Raw genomic sequence first — 19552 nt, 5'->3', positions numbered from 1 at the left:
TGCATGAGGCTCTGTGCGAGGTTAACTTACGCAACCCTCGATACCTGCATATTGTGAGACGGGTCACCCGGTCCCCAGGCGAACATTTAGTCTAGACTGCCGACGGATTTCGCAGGCGCCGGCGCCTGGACCCGTGCTAGAGACCGAACACGACGGCACCACCCATCATCCCCGCGCCGGCTGCCGTCAGCAGCAGGGTCTTGCCTTCGACCAACCGGTTGCTGTTGCGGGCGACCGACAGCGACAACGGAATGGTTGCCGCCGACGAATTGCCAAAGATCTCGATCGTGCGGACGGTTTTTCAGGCGCTACGCCGAGATTGCCGGCAACAGTATCGAACATCCGAGCATTGGCCTGATGCGGCACAAAGCAATCGACGTGGCCCGCGGCAATCCCGGCTTGCGCCAAGGCCCGCAGCGACGTCTCCGTCATCAAGCGGACGGCGCGAGAATAGACCTCACGGCCATCTGGCATCGTCATCAGGAAATCGTCACGCGGAACATCAGGAGCAAAGGGCCGGTTGCTGCCCCCGGCCGGGATCTTGATCAAGTCGTAGCCGCTGCCATCCGTGGCAAGATCGACCGACAGGATCCCGTGTCTCGGATGTGCACTCGGTACGAGTAAGACGGCGGCCGCGGCATCCGCAAACACGACTGCAGTTGCCCGTTCTGCAGGATTGATGCGACGGCTGAGGATATTGGCTGCAACGACCAGGACGGCGCGCCCGTGGGCACGCACGAAACTGTCGGCAAGCGTCAGTGCGTACAGGAAACCGCAACAGGCGCCAGCAAGATCAAGGGCGCCCGAGTTTACCAGCCCCAGTTGTCGGGCAAGCAGCGGCGCCGAGGGCGGGAGAAGGTGATCGGGCGTCGATGTTGCAAGCAATGTCAACGCGACATCGTCCCGGCCGATTGCGGCATCCTCGATCGCCAAGCGACCGGCCTTGGCGGCGAGGCCGCTCAGCGCCTCGTTATCGTCCGCCCAATAGCGCGTGCGAATGCCGGTTCGCCGTTCGATCCAGCGTGCCTCAAGGCCGAAGCTGGCCTCTATCTCGGCGTTATCGACGCATCGCGCCGGGACGGCATGACCAAAACCGGCCATTCGCGACGATTCTGCCCGCATGATCAGGCCTTTCCTAGAACGATGGAGGCAACCTCATCGATTGCCTCATAGGTGCGCGCGATTTCATCTTCCGTCACGCAATAGGGCGGCATCAGGTAAATGACGTTGCCGAGCGGCCGCAGGAGCAGGCCCCGTTCGCGGAACAATCGCCGCATTGCCGGGCCGACATCGGCAAGGTATCCGCCTGAGGGAACGACGAGGTCGAGCGCCGTGATTGTCCCGATCTGCCGGATATTGGAAAAGCGCCGGTCGTCCTCGAAGCGGGCCAGGTGCCGTCGCTGGGCAGTTTTCAGCGCTCCTATCCGTTCGCGCACCGGTTCTTTATCCCAGACGCCGAGATTGGCGATCCCGGCCGCGCAAGCGATCGGATTTGCCGTGTAGGAACTTGAATGGAAGAACGTCTTGCGCCGGTCGCTGGAAAGGTGCGCATCGAAGATCGCGCTGCCGCATAAGGTTGCGGCCAGTGGGACAGCGCCGCCGGTTAATCCCTTGGACCGGCAGAGGATATCAGGCGTGATACCGGCCTGCTCGCAGGCAAAGATCGTTCCGGTCCGCCCCCAACCGGTCATTACCTCATCAGCAATCAGCAGGCAGCCGTAACGTTCGGAAATCTCCTTTTGTGCACGCAGCACGCCGGCATCATAGATCTTCATGCCCCCGGCCCCTAACACGAGTGGCTCGATCAGCAAGGCCGCAACCCGGCCGGAGCGGCAGAAACGCTCAAACATGTCGAGCGTGCGTTCTTCCTCTCCGGCGATCGGAAAGCTAAGCCGGTCGACGCCGAACAGCAGCGGCTCGTAGGCGGCATTGAAGATGCCGCGCTCTCCTGCCGACATCGTGCCGATCGTGTCACCGTGGTAGCTGTGTTCCAAAACAACGATGCGATCGCGTCCTTCTCCATGATTATGGAAAAAGCCAAGCGCCATCTTGAGCGCCACCTCGACCGAGGTCGAGCCGCTGTCGGAATAGAAGACATGTTTTAGCCCGGCCGGGGCGATCTCGATGAGGCCCGCCGCCAATATTTCGGCAGGTTCGTGCGAAAATTCCGCAAATATGATCTGGTCGAAGCGCCGGGTCGCGTCACGGATCGCATCCATGATCGGCCGGTGTCGATGACCATGCGTGATGACCCACCAGGACGAGATCATGTCCAGATAGGCCCGGCTATGCTCATCGAACAGATAGGCACCTTCCGTCGAGGCAATGCGCTCCATCCGAGGCTCCAGCGCGTGCTGCGTGAACGGGTGCCAGACCGGCGAGGGTTTCATGAGGTCATCTCCGAAAATGACGCGCGATCGAAGCCGCGTTCAAAAGCCTCGAGCAGATATGCGGGACTGAGATGCTGGAGGAGCGCGAGACGGCCAAGCCGTCTGACCTTGCCGAACCTGGCGATAATGCGCTCTGTTTCGATATTCTCGTCGCCGATGAAGGCAACGCCAAGGAGCAGTATCCCGCGTTGGCGCATCGCCTCGATGGAAAGCAGCGTGTGGTTGATGGTGCCGAGCGAGGTCCGCGCGCAAAGGATCACCGGGACCTGCCAATGGGCAAAGACGTCGGCAAAGAGAAGGTCCTCCGTCAGCGGCACGAGCAAGCCGCCTGCTCCCTCGATCACCAGCGGCCTGTCGGTCGTCGGCGGAACGAGCATCTTCGCGTCGATTTCCACACCGTCCAGGCGGGCCGAAAGATGCGGCGAAAGCGGCGCCGAGAGGCGATAGGCTTCCGGGAAAATGCGCTCCGGCGACAGGCCGGCGAGCCTGGCAACACGCTCGCTGTCGGTCTCTTCATCGAGGCCCGACTGGACAGGCTTCCAGTAGCAACCATCCAATGCACGGGTCAGGGCCGCGGCAAAAACGGTTTTGCCAATGCCCGTATCCGTACCGGAGACGACAAATCTGGACGTCACGGCTCTTCCCCATTCATTGCGACAGCAAGTTCATCGATCATCGCTTCAATCTGCTCCTCGTCGACATTGAGCGTGATGGATAGCCGCAGCCGTGCCGTTCCCTCCGGCACGGTCGGTGGACGGATTGCCCTGACGTCAAAACCTTCTCTGCGCATGTGTTCGGCAATCCGAAGCGCCCTGGCATTATCTCCGATCATGACGGGTAGGATGTGCAAGCCGCTCGAACGGATGCCGAGGCGCGCGGACGCTGTCTCGCTCGCAAAAGCAGCGAGCCTTCGCAGGCGTGCGCGTCGTTCCGGTTCGTCGGCAATTATCCGCAGTGCCTCGCGCACTGCGGCGGCCATGAGCGGAGAGGGGGCAGTCGAATAAATGAAATTGCGGGCACGATTGACCATGTAGTCGGCAAGCACTCCGGGCAGCCCGACAAGCGCGCCAGAAACACCCAGCGCCTTTCCGCAGGTGTGCAGCACCAAAACATTTGCGCGCCCTTCGAGATCAGCGGCCAGACCACGGCCCTAGGCCCCCAATACTCCGGTCGCGTGCGCTTCATCGATGACAAGGAAGCCGTCATGCCGGCTGGCGAGATCGGCAAGAGCTGCAAGCGGCGCCCTGTCGCCATCCATGGAATAGAGGCTTTCCACCGCGATCCATGGGCGTCCATTACCGCCTTTGACGCGCCAGAGACGGATCGCCTCGTCAAATGCGTCAGCCGCGTTATGGGATACGCTGATCGCCTCCGCCTTGCTGGCAGAAATGCCGTCGTGAACGCTTGCATGGATCAGTGCGTCATGGACGATCAGATCACCGCGCTGGGGTAGGGACGAAAAGAGCGCAACGTTGGCGGCAAATCCGCTGGAGAAGTAGATCGCCTTTTCCATACCGAAGAAGGATGCGGCCTCGGCTTCAAGCACCTCGTGTTCGGCGTGGTTGCCTCGAAGCAGACGTGAACCACCCGCGCCGACCGCTAGCCCCCTGTCGAGGGCAGACGCGAAGGCAGCTTTCATGCGGGGTGCTGTGGCCAGTGCCAGATAATCGTTTGACGTAAAGTCGATGCCCTGCGGCAAGACGCGCTCGCGCATGCGCGACCGGGTGCGCAGGCCAGCCAGCGCTGCCTCATAGCGGGCGAGCGCCGGCGCCCTCAACGCGCTGGCTCCCGCTCGAGCGGCCTGAGGCCGAGCCGGCGGAAGAGCGCGCCGTCATGATCCTCAGCGGGATTGTCCGCCGTCAGCAGTGTGTCGCCGACGAAGATTGAGTTGGCGCCGGCAAAAAAACAGAGTGCCTGCATCTCGTCGCTCATGTCGGTGCGGCCGGCGGAGAGGCGGACATGCGACTTCGGCATGAGAATGCGCGCCAGCGCGATCATGCGAACGAAGTCGATCGGGTCAATCGGCTCTGCACTCTCCAGTTTGGAGCCGGGGATCGGGATCAGCATGTTGATCGGAACGCTTTCGGGCGGCACCGGCAGATTGGCTAGCGTCACGAGCATCGCAATGCGATCCTCTACCGTTTCCCCCATGCCGAGAATGCCACCGGCACAGACCTTGATGCCGGCGTCGCGGACATTGGCGAGCGTTTCCAGCCGATCCTCGAAGGTGCGGGTCGTAATGATCTCGGAATAGAAGCGTTCCGAGGTATCGATATTGTGGTTGTAGTAGTCGAGCCCCGCGGTGGCGAGCCTTTCGGATTGATCAGGCGTCAGCATGCCGAGCGTCATGCAGGTCTCCATGCCAAGCGCGCTCACGCCCTCGACCATGGCAACCAGTGCGTCCATGTCGCGGTCCTTGGGGTTGCGCCAGGCGGCACCCATGCAATAGCGCGTTGCTCCACCATCCCTCGCCTTGCGCGCCTCGCCGAGCACGCGCTCGACCTCCATCAGCTTCGACGCCTTGAGGCCGGTCGGATAGTGGGCGGATTGGCTACAATAACCGCAATCCTCCGCGCATCCGCCGGTTTTGATCGATAGCAAACGGCTCATCTGAATCGCGTTCGGATCGAAATTCGCGCGGTGAATCTGCTGGGCACGGAAAAGCAGGTCGTTGAACGGCACACGATAGATCTCTTGCGCATCGGCAAGTGACAGGAAGCTCGGGGATTGAGCTTGGAGTAACGATTTGCTTTCTGACACCGAGATCACCTCGTCAAAGTCCAGCCCGCTGTGGCGCGGGGTTTCACCTGAATGTCGCAGCCTGTTGGACCGCGAGATCCTCTGCGCCGCCCGCGTCAGCCCCTTGGCATGCAGCATCTGAACGGGCGCTCCAGCCAATTGCGGAAACGCGCTGGCTTAACGGACCGTGGCGCGCCTCAGCATTCGGGCTCATGCCGGCCCGCCGTCGAGCTTCCGCAAGGCAATGACCTCCGCGCTGTCAACCAGCGCCGGGATCTCAGCCAGTATCGCTTTGATATGCGGAGCCGCCGCATGCTTCTCCAAAAGTGCGCGGCTCTCCCATTCTTCGGTCCAGACGAAGCGACGAGGATTGTCGAGATCGCGGTTGAGCTGATAGCTGATACAGCCTTCCTCAGTCAGCGTCGTCGCGATCACCGACCGGAAAAGGGCCTCGAGCTTGTCTTCCGCTCCAGGTTTAGCGACAAATATTGCAACGGCAGGCGTCGTCATTGGCAGTTCCTTCATGCTGAGGATTCAGCGACTTCGCATTTCAAGGCGTGTCAGGATCGGGCGTAGGTTCCTTCGTATCTACCTTCGCGGATCGTCTTTATCATTTGCTCTTCGCGCGCTATCTGGGCCTGTACGGATGCCAGAAGCGTCGCCGCGTTTTCGGCCGGGAACGAAACCAGGCCGTCCTCATCGCCGACAACGATATCGCCTGGCGAAATCACACAGCCGCCGATCGATACAGGGACGTTGATTTCGCCGGGGCCGTTCTTGTAGGGACCGCGATGTGTGACGGCGCGCGCGTAGCAGGGGAAATCGGATGTGGCGAAAGCAGCGACATCCCGGATTGCGCCATCAATGACGAACCCCTCTGCCTTACGCCACTCGGCGATCTCCTTCATGATCTCGCCGACAAGCGCACGTGTCTCGTCGCCACCGCCATCCACCACGATGACATCGCCTGGCCCGACCATCTCGAGCGCCTGATGGATCGCGAGATTGTCGCCCGGTCGCGTGCGGACGGTAAACGCCGTGCCGACCAGCTTGGCGCCGCGATGAAACGCCCGCAACCCGACCGAGCCGGGCAGTCGGCCGAGATTATCGGAAATCACGGCGGTGGGTGCGTTCCGGAAGCCTTCGATCAAATCTGCCGGGGGCTTGGGTACGGATACCGCGGCAATTGTGACACTCATGGGATCAGATCCTCCAAGTATTTCGGGGCGCAACGCCCGAGGTCGCGCAGCGCGAAAGCATGCCGCCACGAACGCGCGGCCGACGCATCGTTAGGGTTCGAACCGTCCGGCCGCTTTACGATGGATGCGGCCGGGCCGATAAGATCAGTCGAGGGCCTACCAACCCTCGAGAACGATCTTGCCGCGCGACTTGCCGCTCTCCAGCAACGCATGTGCGCGCTTGAGGTTGTCGGCGTTGATGACCCCGAAGGTCTGGTCGAGCGTGGTGCGCAAGATGCCCTTGTCGATGAGATCGGACACCTCGTTCAACAGCTGACCCTGGGCGTCCATGTCCGCAGTCTGGAATGTCGATCGGGTGAACATCAGCTCCCAGTGGATCGACACTGCTTTGGCTTTGAACACACCGATGTTGAATTCGGCGGGATCGTCGATGAGCCCGAACCGGCCCTGCGGTGCGATGAGCTCGGCAACATCCTTGTAGTGCTGATCGGTGAACGTCAGGCTGGCGACGAAAGCAACGGGATCACGGTTCAGGGCGGCGATCTGCCCCTTCAGTGGCTGTGAATGATCGATGACCGCGTGCGCGCCGAGATCGAGGCACCACGCCTGCGATTCAGGTCGCGTCGCGGTCGCAATCACGGTCAGTCCTGTCAGACGGCGCGCAAGCTGGATGAGGATCGAACCAACACCACCGGCTCCTCCGATCACGAGTAGCGTGCGCGGATCAGCGATCTGGCCGCGCGTAGCGCCCAACCGGTCAAACAGCAGTTCCCACGCTGTGATCGCTGTCAGAGGCAGAGCGGCAGCCCCGGCAAAGGAAAGTGTTTTCGGCTTTTTGCCGACGATGCGCTCATCGACGAGGTGGAACTCGGCATTGGTCCCCTGGCGCTGGTTCGAGCCGGCGTAGAACACCTCGTCGCCCAGCTTGAACAGCGTTACGTCCGGACCGACGGCATCGACGATGCCTGCTGCGTCGAAACCGAGGATCTTGTAGTCACCTTCAGCAGGTTCGGCGCGCTTGCGGATCTTATAGTCAACGGGGTTGACCGAAACCGCCTTGACGGCAACCCTGATGTCCCGACCCGATGGCTCGGGTTTGACTGCGTCAAAATCAACGAGCGACTGCGCATCCTCGATTGGAAGCGACTTCTGATACCCAACGGCTTTCATGCCCTGTCTCCATAAGTGCGGCGGTCTCCCGCCCTGTCATTGCCGAGCCGAACCGGAACGACGGCGTCGCTTCCGGTTGTCTCGCCAAATGTTGAGAAAGCTTCGAGCGGCGGGCCAGGACGCGCAGGCCCGCCGCAACGTCGCGACTAGACCCCGCCGTGGACCCCGGCGCGGTTCCATCCGCGAAACTCGTCGCCGAACCCTTCCGATCCGGAAGCCGTCACGACGACGGTGTCCTCGAGCTTGATGTATCCTCTGGTCGGGTGCTTGATTGCGGTTTCGATGGAAATGACCATCCCCGCCTCCAGCGCACGATCCTCGTCATAACCCTGGTAAGGCACGGGCCCGACACTTGTCAGGCGCGGGCCTTCATGGCTGACAAGTCCCATGCCGTGCGCAAGGAACTCCATGTACGGCTTGTGGGGAGACTGATCGACGATCGCGTCTGCGATGGTGAAGATGTCGCCGCCGCGTGCGCCAGCCTTGATGGGCTTGCGCGCCTCCGACTGGATGTGCGTGATCAGGCCGAGCAGGTCCTCCAGTTCGGCATCGGGCTCTCCAAGGATCCCCATGCGGCAGAGGTCGCCGATGTAGCCGTGAAAATTGCCGGCCGAATCCAGCGAAATGACGTCACCGGCCTGCAGCTTCTGGTCCGACGGCGATCGGTTGAGGTCGCGCCCTGCGGTGATCAGGCAATATTCGAATTTCAGGTCGCGATTGACTTCTTCGCGCCTGAGCTTCGCCACGAGGTCGTTCTTGGTCATGCCCGGAAGGCAATAGTCAAATGTCGCCGCCATGGATTGCACGACCCGCTCGGAGGCCTCCCGCAGCAGGGTAAGCTCGTCTGGCGTCTTGATCAGGCGCAACCTCTCCAGGACGAAAGCTGCATCGGCGATCCGGTAACCATTGTCGTGCAGCAGTTGCCCTCCATCCATCGGGACGAAGGCTTTTTCCACGCCGATGGTGGACGAGGAAGCACCGATCTTCCTGATATGCTCGACGGCGAGCTGGATGGCGTCGGTGCTGCTCCACGTTCCCGTTTCAACGACCGGGGGCCAGAATTTGCCGAGCTGGCGTTCGAAGATCTCAAGCGCCGCGCCGAAATAGGCCGTGTTGTCGGGCTTTCCCTTCTGGTAGACGACGACGGGCAAATAGCGGTTCAACGCGACCGCATCCATGTAGTCGAAGAAGAAGAAACGATAACCGCCGAGCAGATACTGAACATTGTGCTTGGATGTGGCGATCAAGATGTCGATGCCCGCCTCATCCATGAGGCGGTCGAGCCGCGCCTGGTCGAAGGGCAATGATCGATAGCTTGAGGATTGCGAAACACTCACTGACAAGTTCCCTGTTGTTGTTGGCCCGTTGGGGCCATGTTGGCAGAGATCGGCCCCTCCGAGGCCGGAACTCCGCATCGAAATGATGAACCGGATGGGTGCGGATGACCGCGCTCGGCAATTTTAGCCGGCGCCGATCAGCGGCGACGGAATCCCGTAGGAGCGAGACCAGTACACAAGCGGCTGTTCGGCGCCCGATACGATGTCCTCAACGCGTCCGATCAGGAGCACATGCGAGGCAATGGTGCGCGCCTCGACCAGTTCGCAGTCGAAGGCAGCCACGGCCCCTTCGAGGTAACGAGGCAGCTCGCCCGGGGCATCTGCCCAGCGTGCAGCGGTCAGATCATAGGGTTGGCCGGTGCGCGGGCGTCCGGAAAAGCGTTCGGAATGCTCCACTTGTTCGGCAGACAGCACGTTGATGGCGAACCGACGGTGGGAGGCGACTGCCTTGCAGAGCGGGTTGCTGGATTTGACGGCCACCAGGACCATTGGCGGATCGGCCGAGACCGAAATGAACGTTCCGACGGTCAACGCGACCCGCTCGTCCGGGGCGCCGGCCACGACCACCGCCACGCTGAGCGGCACCCGGCTCATCGCCGACACGAATTGATCGCGCAAAATATTCGAGCTGCTGGTAATCGATGGTGCAGAGGTTGTCATGACACATGAGACCTTCAATCTGGGTTTCAGACGGCGCCGCTTTTGCGGTCCCGCGGACGGGTCACTAGAGCGTCGGATTGTCGAGCGGCAGACCGAGGGCGGTGCGGCCATGCGATATCGCGCTGACGTCCCAATTTTGAGTAATGTGGCGGTTTGCTGCGCTCATATCGGCGAAATATCGCGACAGCGGATTGCGCTCGTAGATCGCGCCGCCACCGGCCGCATCCCACACGACATTCACCGCGCGGGTCGCGAGCTGGCCGGCAAAGGTTGCCTCGGCCCGGCAGCGCGCACGCTCCTCGTCGGTCGGCAGACGATCGGATTCGAGGATTTTCGTCATTTCTTCGCATGCACCATAGATCAGCAGGCGTGCGGCCCTCAGACATGACAGCGCCTCGGCCACCTTCACCTGCTGGGTGCTGAAATCGCTGACGGCTTTCGCCGACACGCGAGAGACCCTCGTGCGCGCCTGTTCGAGATAGATGTTGACAGCGCCCTCGGCGATACCGAGCGCGGTACCGCCGATATAGACGCCGAACATGCAGTAGAGCGGTGCGCGCATGTTGATCGCCTCGCCGTCAAAGAGCGGCTTTCGCGCCCGCATCGTATCGACGGTTGTCGTGCGATGTTCGGGGACGAACACCTCCTCGAGCGTCACATCGTGGCTGGCCGATCCTTTCAGGCCGATGGCATACCATGTGTCGAGGATTTGATAGTCGCTCTTCGGCACCAGGAAGTGCCGGTCTTCCTCTTCGCCATCAGGGCCAGGCGTGAAAGCCGTGAAGATTGCCCAGTCCGCGAGGCTGACACCGCTCACGAAGGGCCAGCGACCCGAAAGGATATACCCGCCGTCCACGCGGCGCGCCTTGCCAAGATTGGGGATGAGGATGCCGGACAGGAGGGCCGCCGGGTCTTCTCTCCAAACGTCTTCCTGGGCCTGCTCGGGCCAGCGGCACATCATCGAATTGTGGGAAATGTTCTGAACGATCGCCCAGGCGGTCGATCCGCAGGCCTGGCCGAGTGGTCGCATTACGTCGACTGCGGCGCTGAAAGGCGCGTCGGCACCGCCGAAGCGGGCAGGCTGAAACAACCTATGGATGCCGGTTCGCTTGATGTCGAGGCGCGTTGCTTCCGGCGGCTGGCGAAGCGTCTGGGTCTCAGTGCTCCGCTCGCGAAGGGCAGGAGCGAGTTCCTCGGATCGCTCGATAAGTTCATCGGGCGTCCCAGCGCGCTCGATAGCCGGCAGGTCGTCTTTCTTCAGTGCAGTGGGGTTACTCACATTAATGCTCCCGTTTGATGCGATTTTTATAGAACATATGTTATATTAAAAATCAACGCAAGCCCCTCAAGGCGCCACGGAACGCCGTAGATCGCCTCAAAACGCCGAATATAACGCTGTTGCAGGGCAAGTTTGTTGCTGGTAAACTAGAATAAATGTTCGAAAAGGGTGAGAAATATGCCGAAACTCGGGATGGAAGCGATCCGTAGAAGGCAAGTGATGGATGCCGTCATCCACATTTTGTCGACCAATGGCTGGCGCGACCTGACAATCCGGGAAGTCAGCGACGTCGCTGGGATTTCGTCTGGCGTCATTACCCATTATTTCAGTAATAAGCGTGCGCTGACATTGGATGCGATCAATGATGCGACGCTGCAGTTTGTCAAAGCGCTGAGCAAGTTCGAACATCGTCGCAGTGATGCGGCAGATCGGCTGGTCGCGCTTGTGGACTATGTCAGTCAGCCGTCTCCCGCGGGCATTCCCGAATGGCGATTCTGGCTTAGCCTTTTCGGGCGGATGCCCTTCGACAAGGTCCTGCAGGCCGAGGTGCAGAAGGTGCACCGGCTCTATGGCGAGATCATCGTGCGGCTGATCGAAGCCGGGGTCGAGGAACGCGGCTTTCGCCCGACCCGCGCCCCTGACGATATCGCGGTAACCTTCATCAGCACGTCGTTTGGGCTTTGCACGCTGATGGTCGCCGATCCGCAAGACATGCCGCCGGCTCGCTGCCGGCGGATGTTGCTCGATGTTCTGGGCCAGGATCTTGGCGTTGCCCTGGAGGAGGCGCCATCGGCCAAGGTGCTACGGGTCCGTGAATGACGCGCGGGCGAGGCATGGCGAGCGCATGCCTAACCCGTCATCCCAAGGAGCATCTATTTGACAATCATCTATCCAGACGACTTCAAGGGCCAGCGCGTCTACAGTCAGGCTCTCATCAACGCTGCGCGCAATCTCATTCCGGTCCTCAGGGAGCGAACGCAGGAGACTGAAAAAAATCGCTGCCTGCCCGAAGAAACACGGCAGGATCTGCGTCGCTCCGGCGTTGCTCGCCTGCTTCAGCCCGCAAGTTTCGGTGGCGCTGAAGGCTCGCTCGAACATCTCGTCGACATATTGATCCCGGTTGCCAGCGGCTGTCCCTCGACGTCGTGGTGCCTGGCTCAGTACCTGTTTCACAACTACATGATCGCCCACTGGCCCCTCGAGGCGCAGAAGGAAGTCTGGGAAGACCCGACGAACCTTGTCAGCGGCATTCTTGTGCCCCGGCTTGGCAAGGCACGCCAGGTCGAAGGCGGCTACGAGCTGACAGGGCAATGGCCTTTCGTCAGCGGCGTCGAACCCTCCGATTGGTGCATCCTCTCCGGGATGGTGGAGCAGGACGCAGCTCCCGACGAGGAGCGATATTTTCTCGTGCGGAAATCGGCGCTGACCATTCTCGACACATGGGACCCGATCGGCCTGCACGGCTCGGGCAGCCACGACGTCAAGGTCGAAAGCCTTTTCGTCCCCGAACACCTCACATTATCCATTCAAAGCATGAAGGGCGGGGACTTTCCCGCCAAATCCATCAACCGCGGCGCCGTCTACCGTCCACCGCTCCTCATGATCAGCGGCATCCTGCCGGCCGCCTGCCTGATTGGCATGACCGAAGCGATGTTTGAAAACTTCCTGCTGCAATCACGAGACCGCAAGTCCCTGAGAACCAGCGAGGATACGGTCGGGTTTCCAACGCACCAGATGCGCGTCGGAGAGGTGTCAGCCTCCCTTCAGGCCGCTGAAATGCTTCTTCGGGCAGACTGCAGAGAAATCATGGAGCTTGCCGCTGCCGACTGCACATTTTCCGCGATCGAGCGATCAAACTACCGCTCGAACTCGGCCTATGCGGGACAGCTGGCGCGACGGGCATCAGAGGCCGTATGGGATCTGATCGGAGCGCGTGGCGCCTACGCGACCAACATGATCGCAAGTTATTACCGCGATATCGCCGTTGCGTCCCGCCATACGGCCATCAATTGGGAAGTCAATGCGACCGAACACGGCCGCGCCCGCCTGCGGTTGCCGTTGACGAACCCCTCGCTTTAACGGTGCAATCCTCGGCCCTGAGTGCACTGCATAAAAATTAAACTCCTGTAACTCTGCTCAAAAACCTCGCTAATTTAGTAGCGCGTCCTTGACAATTTTTTTTAGATGGGATGTTCTATATAAATCAGATCGCAACGACGGTCGGATTGGGAACGATTGATAGGGGAAGAAAACCGCCAAGGTTCGCCGCCTCTCAACAAACAATATTCTCCGGAGGACTTTATGAGTGACTTGTTCTCACTAGCCAAGATGATGGCCGATGGTCGAATCTCGCGTCGCGGATTCATGAAAACAGCCGCTGCCTATGGCGCCGCATCTGCAACCCTGGGTTCATCGGCATTTTCCGCCCGCGCGGCAGATGGCCCGCTCGTCGGATTCAGCTTTCCAAGCTTCGACGCGTTCCGCTGGCCGCATGACCGCCATTATTTCGAGATGCGGGCAAACGAGCTCGGTCTGCGATATATCATCCAGGGCGCCAATGAGGATGTATCGACGCAGGACTCCCAGATTGACGCAATGCTGTCGCAGGGCATCCAGGCGCTCATCATCATCCCCGTCAATGTTGAAGCCGGGGCGAAGATCGTCGAGCGCGTCAAGAGCGATTCCAACATCCCGATCATTTCCTACAATTACGTGATCCCGTCCGCCGCCATCGACTATTGGGCCGGCCGTGACAATTATCTCGTCGGCGAACTCCAGGCAAAACAGGCCCTGAAGGAGGCCAACAAGGGCAATTGGGCGATCGTCAGCGGGCCGGAAGGCATCGATGTGGCGCGTCAGAAGACCGAGGGCGCCCTTCGCGTCCTGCAGCCCTTTATCGACTCCGGCGAGATCAAGATCGTCTCTCACCAGTGGCACGATAACTGGCGACCGGAATCGGCGCTGAAGCAGATGGAAGACGCTCTGACGGCCAACAACAACGATATCCAGGCCGTTGTCGCCAACGAAGAAGGCCTGGCACTCGGTGCGCTGAAGGCGCTGACCGAAGAGGGCCTGAACGGAAAGGTCTGGATCTGCGGCGAAGACGTCTGGCCGGAAGGCGCACGCGCCATCGTCAAGGGCGACATGGCCATGAGCGCTTGGACCGACCTCATCCAGATGGGTCGCGTCGCAGCAGAGGCCGCGCACGCCCTCATCAAGGGCGAAACGCCTGAGAGCAACGACAGCATCGAAGTGGGCGGCAAGAAGATACCGGGCATGCGCATTCAGTCGCGCGTCGTCAACAGGGAATCGCTGCCCGAATTCCTCAAACTGACCGATTGGTTGAAGCCGGAAGATATCGGCCTCAAGGGTTAAGGGGAGTGAAAGCGGTGGCTACGTCTGCAGTCCTTGCCTCTTGTGGCAAGCAGAACGGCGCTGGTTTGTTGCAACTCGACGGTATCACCGTCGAGTTCGGCGCGACCCGTGCGCTCAACAATGTCAGCTTCAATGTCTCGGCCGGTGAAGTGGTCGGCCTCATGGGCGCCAACGGTGCCGGCAAAAGCACGCTGGCAAAGGTTATTGTCGGCGAGATCCCGCACGGATCATATCGCGGCACGGTCATGTGCAGCGGAGTTCCGGCCGCCTTCGCCGATGCCCGCGACGCCCACGAGGCCGGTGTTGCTCTGGTTCACCAGGAAGGCGCCGTCGTTCCGCAATTGACGATCGGCGAAAACGTGATGCTTACGATCGAACCATCACGTTTCGGGGTGATCGACTGGAAGGCTCTCTATGACCGGGCGGATGCCGCCATGCGCCGTCTCGGCCTCGATATCGACACGAGGCGCCCGCTCGCCGGTCAGGGCGGTGTTGCCTTGATGGAGCAGGTGGAAATCGCCCGCGCCATCGCCAGTGGCAGTCGCGTTTTCGTGTTCGATGAATCGACATCGGCCCTTGGCGCCGACGAAATCGGACTTCTGCTCGAGCGCATGCGCGAACTGGCTGCCCAGGGCGCAGGGATCATCTTCATCTCCCATCGGACCGATGAAATCCTGAAGGTTTGCGATCGTGTCGTCATCCTGCGTGATGGGCGGGTGGCCTTGGAGGCCCCAAGAGCCCAGCTGGACCAGGTAGGCATTGTGCGCGCCATGCTCGGCAATGCACTCGCCGAGCCGCAGCATGTTGCACACGATGAGCGATCGGATCGAGGTGAGGCTGCCGTTCGCCTGCGCGCCTGGAACCGCGCACGCACGCCTGAATCGCCGCGCGATGTCGGTCCGATCGATATCGAGCTTGCGGCCGGCGAAATCGTTGCCGTTTACGGTCCGTTGGGTGCGGGAAAGACGGAATTGGTCGAATCCCTCTATGGCTTCATGCCGGAGTTGACCAGCGGCTCGGTGGAGCTCGGCGGCGCGGACTTTTCCCCGCGCAATCCGCGCGATTCCATCGCGCGCGGCATAGCCTATGTCTCGGCCGAACGTCAAAAGGACGGCCTCATCCCCAATCTCTCGGTGCTGGAAAACATGATGCTCGGATGGCACCGCGGCGCGCCTCGCAAGGGCTCCGTGGTCAATCACGAGAAATCGAAAGAACTCTGTAGGTCGTTCATCCGTGATCTGGCGATCCGCACGCAGGGACCTGACCAGCCGATCAGCAGCCTCAGCGGCGGAAACCAGCAGAAGGTCCTGCTTGCGCGAGCGCTCATCAACGAGCCGCGGCTCGTCTTGCTTGACGAGCCGACGCGAGGCATCGACCTCGGGGCAAAGCAGGACGTCTATCGCCTGATCCGAAACGTCGCGTCCAGAGGCACGGCGGTGCTCTACGCCACCATGGAAGAGGACGAGGCGCTCGAACTCTCGGACCGTATCCTCGTCCTGCGCGACGGAAAGAAAGTCACCCTCGTAAACACACGAGACACCAACCGCCACGAGCTTCTCGCTTTGGCCGGCGGCACAGCAATAAAGACAACGGTGGAACAGCAATGAAATCAAATGTAGCCAATCTGAAGAACGACGCGGTTGCGGTGGCGTCTTCGGACGCGAAGACCGAAACACCGAACCGCGCGAACTCCATCATTTCCATCCTGCGCTCGGCGGCCGGACTGCTCGCCGCCATCGCAATCGTCTGGCTGGTCTTCTCGCTGCTGACGGATGGCATATTCGTCAGCGATCGAAACCTCAGCAATCTCATGCGCCAGACCGCGATCACCGCCATCGTGGCGCTCGGAATGCTGGTCGTCATCGCCCAAGGGGAGATCGACCTGTCGGTCGGATCGTTCATGAGCCTTTGCGTTACCGTGGTCGCCATGATTGAGGCGAGCGGCACCGTCGGCCCATGGGTGACCATCCTCGCAGCACTTGCGATGGGCGTCGCAGTCGGGCTCTGGAACAGCGCCTGGGTCGCGAAGCTTGGGCTGCCGTCCTTCGTTGCCACCCTCGGCTCCCTGATGCTGTTGCGCGGGCTCGCGCTTGCCCTGTCGGGCGGGCGCACGATCTCCGGCATCTCCGATGGTATTCGCTTTTTTGGCGACGCGTTCGTGACCGGTCCGGCGCTTTGGACCTTTATCGCGGTCGCGGCAATCATCGCACTCTGGCCATTGCGCAGCCTCAGCCAGAACAGCAATCCGCGCGGCGTCCTGATACGCGTGGCCCTGGGATTTGCGAGTGTCGTTCTCCTTGCCTGGGCGACGCTCTCTTATCGCGGCCTGCCCATGCCGGTCGCGATTACGCTGACGGCGGCGGGACTTCTGGCCTGGATGCTGACCAACACCGTTTGGGGACGCCATGTCTATGCGGTTGGCGGCAATCGGGCTGCCGCAAAGTCGGCCGGCATTCCCATCACCAAGCACCTGGTGACGTCCTTCATCCTGATCGGCGTGCTGACCGCGATCGGTACGCTGATGTTCGTCGGACGCCTTGGATCGGCCCCCCCGGAATCGGGCTTGTTCCTGGAATTGAATGCGATTGCAGCCGTGGTTATCGGCGGCGCAAGTCTTTACGGCGGCACCGGCCGGGTGTCGGGTGTCCTGCTCGGTGCCTTGCTCATGCAGAGCCTCGGCAACGGCCTCTCGCTCCTGAACGTGCCGACAGCCTATCAGAACATCACGAGTGGCATCGTCCTGATGCTTGCAGTATATATCGACGTTCTTTCAAAGCGCGGAGGCAAGCTATTCGCACGCCCTTGAAAAATGCCGCTGCAGTCTGTCTGTTGCCCCTCGCAGTCGCCGCTTACGGGGCCGGATATGTAGCGAGCAGCGCACGCAAGGTTTCGCGTGCGCTGCGGCGGATCCTTCGTCTGGATTGGCGCAGGATTTCCCATGGCCCGTTGGAACTCAAGACACCTGCCACATGGGGCGATATCGAGACCACGAGCGACGGCATGCTGGTGCTCCACAACCGCCCGGCAAGGATGAGAGTGGACGGCGATCTGGTGTGGTACGGATCGACGATCGAAATCAGGATTTACCGCGCTCTCGATCCCCGACCGACGATCGACAATGCTTCGCGCTTCTGGAAGGTCCGCCTCGGTTCTCCGCAGGATCCGCTGATCGCCGAGCTCATCGTCGCCAACGGCGTTCGACCCACCAAGGAGAAGGAAGCACAGCGGGTCTTTCGCTCCCTTCGCCTGACGGGCGATCCAGCGTCGATCGTCTGGCCGAGGCTGGAAGATCAGGGCATTGCCTTGCGACGCGTCGTCCCGCCGCATGGCTCGAACATCGCGCGCGATTTCGAGAGCTTCTAGACCAGCTCACAAATTCCCGAGCGATCGCGCAGACCGGCCAGCGGTACAAGCGGCTGTGCGCGCCTGTGGCCGCGTCATCGGCAAATTGGCCCGGTTATCGGAGCCTGAACACTATTTTAGCGACAATCATCAACGTCATTGGAGCGGAGTACCCATGGAGGAACTTTGGCGCATATCGGCTAACCAACTCGCGGGCCTCATAAGGTCGAAACAGGTTTCGGCAAAGGAGTCCGCGGAAGCGGCGTTGAAGCGGCTTCATTCGGTCAATCCGATGATCAATGCAGTTGTCGATCATCGGCCTGGCGACGTTCTCGCCCAGGCGAGCGCAATCGATGCGGCCATCGCGCGCGGTGAGGATCTCGGACCCCTGGCCGGCGTTCCCGTGACGATCAAGATCGGTGCCGACCAGAAAGGCTATGCGACGACCGACGGGATGAGGTTGCAGCGCGACAATGTTGCGGCTGCCGACAATCCGGCCGTCGGAAACCTGCGCAAATCCGGCGCCATCCTTCTCGGCAGAACCAACTGTTCGGCCGTCTCTTATCGCTGGTTTTCCACGAACCTGCTGCATGGAGACACGAAAAACCCACGCGATCCCAGTATCACGCCGGGCGGCTCTTCCGGTGGGGCAGGGGCAGCCGTTGCAGCCGGCATCGGACAGATTGCGCATGGAAGCGACATTGCCGGGTCGATCCGTTTTCCAGCTTATGCCTGCGGCGTGCATGGCCTGCGTCCGAGCCTTGGTCGCGTCCCGCACTTCAACCCGTCATGGGGCGGGCGTTCCATCGGCGGTCAGATCGGTGCGGTCTCCGGCCCGATCGCGCGCACCATCGACGACCTGCGGCTTTCCCTGGCCGCCATGGCGGCGCCCGACCTCTACGACCCGTGGTATGCCCCGGTGCCGCTTGAAGGACCAGAACGGCCCAAGAGCGTTGCGATGTGCGTCAATCCCGATGGCCTCAATCCCATGCCCGAAGTGATCGCCGCCGTGCGCGACGCCGCTTCGCGACTGGAACGTGCGGGATGGACTGTCGAGGAGATTTCCGAAACGCCGCCCTTGCGTGAGGCTGCCGACATCCAGGCGAAGCTGTGGCTCGGCGACGGCTACGAAGCACAGCTCGACATGGCAAAGATAGAGCGTGATCCTGGCGCGTTGGCCTGCCTGAACGGCATGCGTGACAAGGTTTACCCCTTCGACCTGTCAAAGGCATTGATACGGCGCGATCTCTTGGTCCGGGCATGGTTTTCGTTTCTTGCCAAATATCCTGTCCTTCTCATGCCGGTATCCGGTGAACTGCCCTTCCCCGACAATTTCGACCTGCGTGATGAGGCGTCGTTTGAACGTGTGTGGCACGCGCAGCTTCCCCAGGTCGGCATTCCCCTGATGGGGCTTCCGGCGTTGTCGGTATCGACGGGGCTGGTCGGTCGCGTCCCGGTCGGGGTGCAACTGGTGGCCGGTCGCTTTCGCGAGGATCTGTGTCTTGCCGCGGGCGAGGCAATCGAGGCCGGCGGAACGCCCGCGGCTCCGATCGATCCAATCGTCTAGGCAGCGGTGGGGCAAGCAACCTGGATCTCATCATCCAAGGCCACATGACCAACATGAGATGGGAACGGGAGGAGTGCTCTGATGCCGGACGCGGCCAAAGCCGGGATATTTACCTGGTCACTTGCCGAAAATGCGCTCTATGCCGACACGGCGGTCGCAAGGCTCTTCGGCCTCGATCCGAAGGAAGCCCTTTGTGGCCTGTCCCCCGCCGCCTATCTCGCCCGGGTCCACACCGAGGATCGGGCAAATGTTGCCAGGCTCTGGATGAAGGCGGATGCAGATGGCCTGCCCTATAGCGGCATCTACCGCGTCATCGGTGCAGACGGCGCCGCCAGGCACGTCATTGCCCACGGCCGCTGCTTTCGCGACAGGACCGGCGCGCCAGCCCATTACGCCGGTATCGTCTACCCTTGGGAAGGTCAGTTTCAGCTCTATGCGGAAGAAGACATTGGAAGACAACCGTGGCTTCAATAGACCGCGCCTGTCGATTTGAT

General features: G+C 61.2%; 17 protein-coding genes and 2 pseudogenes. 8 read left to right on the top strand and 11 right to left on the bottom strand.

All coding sequences use genetic code 11. The features are described 5' to 3' along the window. Window positions 1-136: 136 nt before the first annotated feature. From ACIQJ2_RS37095 to ACIQJ2_RS37045, 11 genes and pseudogenes are all read right to left on the bottom strand, one after another. Window positions 137-1122 (bottom strand): annotated as a pseudogene (locus ACIQJ2_RS37095) (beta-ketoacyl-ACP synthase III). A 2-nt stretch (window positions 1123-1124) separates the two neighbouring features. Then, window positions 1125-2390: an adenosylmethionine--8-amino-7-oxononanoate transaminase gene (locus tag ACIQJ2_RS37090; protein ID WP_400677859.1), complete on the bottom strand. Its 1266-nt coding sequence runs from the start codon at window positions 2388-2390 to the stop codon at window positions 1125-1127. Further along, window positions 2387-3025: a dethiobiotin synthase gene (bioD, locus tag ACIQJ2_RS37085; RefSeq protein ID WP_400677857.1), complete on the bottom strand. Its 639-nt coding sequence runs from the start codon at window positions 3023-3025 to the stop codon at window positions 2387-2389. The genes ACIQJ2_RS37090 and bioD overlap by 4 nt, the downstream gene beginning before the upstream one ends. Then, window positions 3022-4167 (bottom strand): annotated as a pseudogene (locus tag ACIQJ2_RS37080) (8-amino-7-oxononanoate synthase). The gene bioD and the pseudogene ACIQJ2_RS37080 overlap by 4 nt, the downstream one beginning before the upstream one ends. Beyond that, window positions 4164-5150: a biotin synthase BioB gene (bioB, locus tag ACIQJ2_RS37075; RefSeq protein WP_400677855.1), complete on the bottom strand. Its 987-nt coding sequence runs from the start codon at window positions 5148-5150 to the stop codon at window positions 4164-4166. The pseudogene ACIQJ2_RS37080 and the gene bioB overlap by 4 nt, the downstream one beginning before the upstream one ends. Window positions 5151-5339: 189 nt before the next feature. Further along, the gene (locus ACIQJ2_RS37070; protein WP_400677854.1) at window positions 5340-5639 is read right to left on the bottom strand and encodes a putative quinol monooxygenase; all 300 of its coding nucleotides are present in this window, start codon (window positions 5637-5639) and stop codon (window positions 5340-5342) included. Window positions 5640-5689: 50 nt separating this feature from the next. After that, window positions 5690-6328 (bottom strand): RraA family protein, encoded by a 639-nt coding sequence (locus ACIQJ2_RS37065; RefSeq protein ID WP_400677853.1) that lies wholly within the window; start codon window positions 6326-6328, stop codon window positions 5690-5692. Window positions 6329-6484: 156 nt separating this feature from the next. Then, window positions 6485-7498 (bottom strand): zinc-binding alcohol dehydrogenase family protein, encoded by a 1014-nt coding sequence (locus ACIQJ2_RS37060; RefSeq protein ID WP_400677851.1) that lies wholly within the window; start codon window positions 7496-7498, stop codon window positions 6485-6487. 146 nt (window positions 7499-7644) lie between these two features. Continuing rightward, entirely contained in the window at window positions 7645-8835 is a 1191-nt protein-coding gene (locus ACIQJ2_RS37055) for a M24 family metallopeptidase (protein WP_400677850.1), read from the bottom strand. Window positions 8836-8958: 123 nt separating this feature from the next. Then, window positions 8959-9495: a flavin reductase family protein gene (locus tag ACIQJ2_RS37050; protein ID WP_400677849.1), complete on the bottom strand. Its 537-nt coding sequence runs from the start codon at window positions 9493-9495 to the stop codon at window positions 8959-8961. 64 nt (window positions 9496-9559) lie between these two features. After that, entirely contained in the window at window positions 9560-10774 is a 1215-nt protein-coding gene (locus tag ACIQJ2_RS37045) for a hypothetical protein (RefSeq protein WP_400677848.1), read from the bottom strand. 177 nt (window positions 10775-10951) lie between these two features. Between ACIQJ2_RS37045 and ACIQJ2_RS37040 the strand changes: the two genes are divergently transcribed. The 8 genes from ACIQJ2_RS37040 (at window position 10952) to ACIQJ2_RS37005 (ending at window position 19532) form a co-directional block, all read left to right on the top strand. Then, a complete protein-coding gene (locus tag ACIQJ2_RS37040) occupies window positions 10952-11593 on the top strand; it encodes a TetR/AcrR family transcriptional regulator (RefSeq protein ID WP_400677847.1) in 642 nt (213 codons plus the stop codon). A gap of 57 nt (window positions 11594-11650) precedes the next feature. Continuing rightward, window positions 11651-12853, top strand: coding sequence for an acyl-CoA dehydrogenase (locus ACIQJ2_RS37035; protein WP_113379988.1), 1203 nt, complete (start codon window positions 11651-11653; stop codon window positions 12851-12853). Between the two features lie 222 nt (window positions 12854-13075). Continuing rightward, window positions 13076-14149, top strand: coding sequence for a substrate-binding domain-containing protein (locus tag ACIQJ2_RS37030; RefSeq protein ID WP_400677846.1), 1074 nt, complete (start codon window positions 13076-13078; stop codon window positions 14147-14149). Window positions 14150-14163: 14 nt separating this feature from the next. Beyond that, window positions 14164-15756: a sugar ABC transporter ATP-binding protein gene (locus ACIQJ2_RS37025; protein ID WP_400677844.1), complete on the top strand. Its 1593-nt coding sequence runs from the start codon at window positions 14164-14166 to the stop codon at window positions 15754-15756. Continuing rightward, window positions 15753-16955, top strand: coding sequence for a sugar ABC transporter permease (locus tag ACIQJ2_RS37020; RefSeq protein ID WP_400677842.1), 1203 nt, complete (start codon window positions 15753-15755; stop codon window positions 16953-16955). The genes ACIQJ2_RS37025 and ACIQJ2_RS37020 overlap by 4 nt, the downstream gene beginning before the upstream one ends. 23 nt (window positions 16956-16978) lie before the next feature. Further along, window positions 16979-17512 (top strand): hypothetical protein, encoded by a 534-nt coding sequence (locus ACIQJ2_RS37015; RefSeq protein ID WP_400677840.1) that lies wholly within the window; start codon window positions 16979-16981, stop codon window positions 17510-17512. A gap of 154 nt (window positions 17513-17666) precedes the next feature. After that, the gene (locus tag ACIQJ2_RS37010) at window positions 17667-19058 is read left to right on the top strand and encodes an amidase family protein (protein ID WP_400677838.1); all 1392 of its coding nucleotides are present in this window, start codon (window positions 17667-17669) and stop codon (window positions 19056-19058) included. An 81-nt stretch (window positions 19059-19139) separates the two neighbouring features. Then, complete coding sequence (locus tag ACIQJ2_RS37005) at window positions 19140-19532, top strand: PAS domain-containing protein (protein ID WP_400677837.1); 393 nt, start codon at window positions 19140-19142, stop codon at window positions 19530-19532. Window positions 19533-19552: the final 20 nt, after the last annotated feature.

It is taken from the genome of Rhizobium sp. NPDC092011 (genome assembly GCF_044756305.1).
In the GTDB taxonomy this organism is placed as follows: domain Bacteria; phylum Pseudomonadota; class Alphaproteobacteria; order Rhizobiales; family Rhizobiaceae; genus Rhizobium.
The sequence above is the reverse complement of the archived record's forward strand: the minus strand, read 5'-3'. Positions and strand labels throughout refer to the sequence as shown.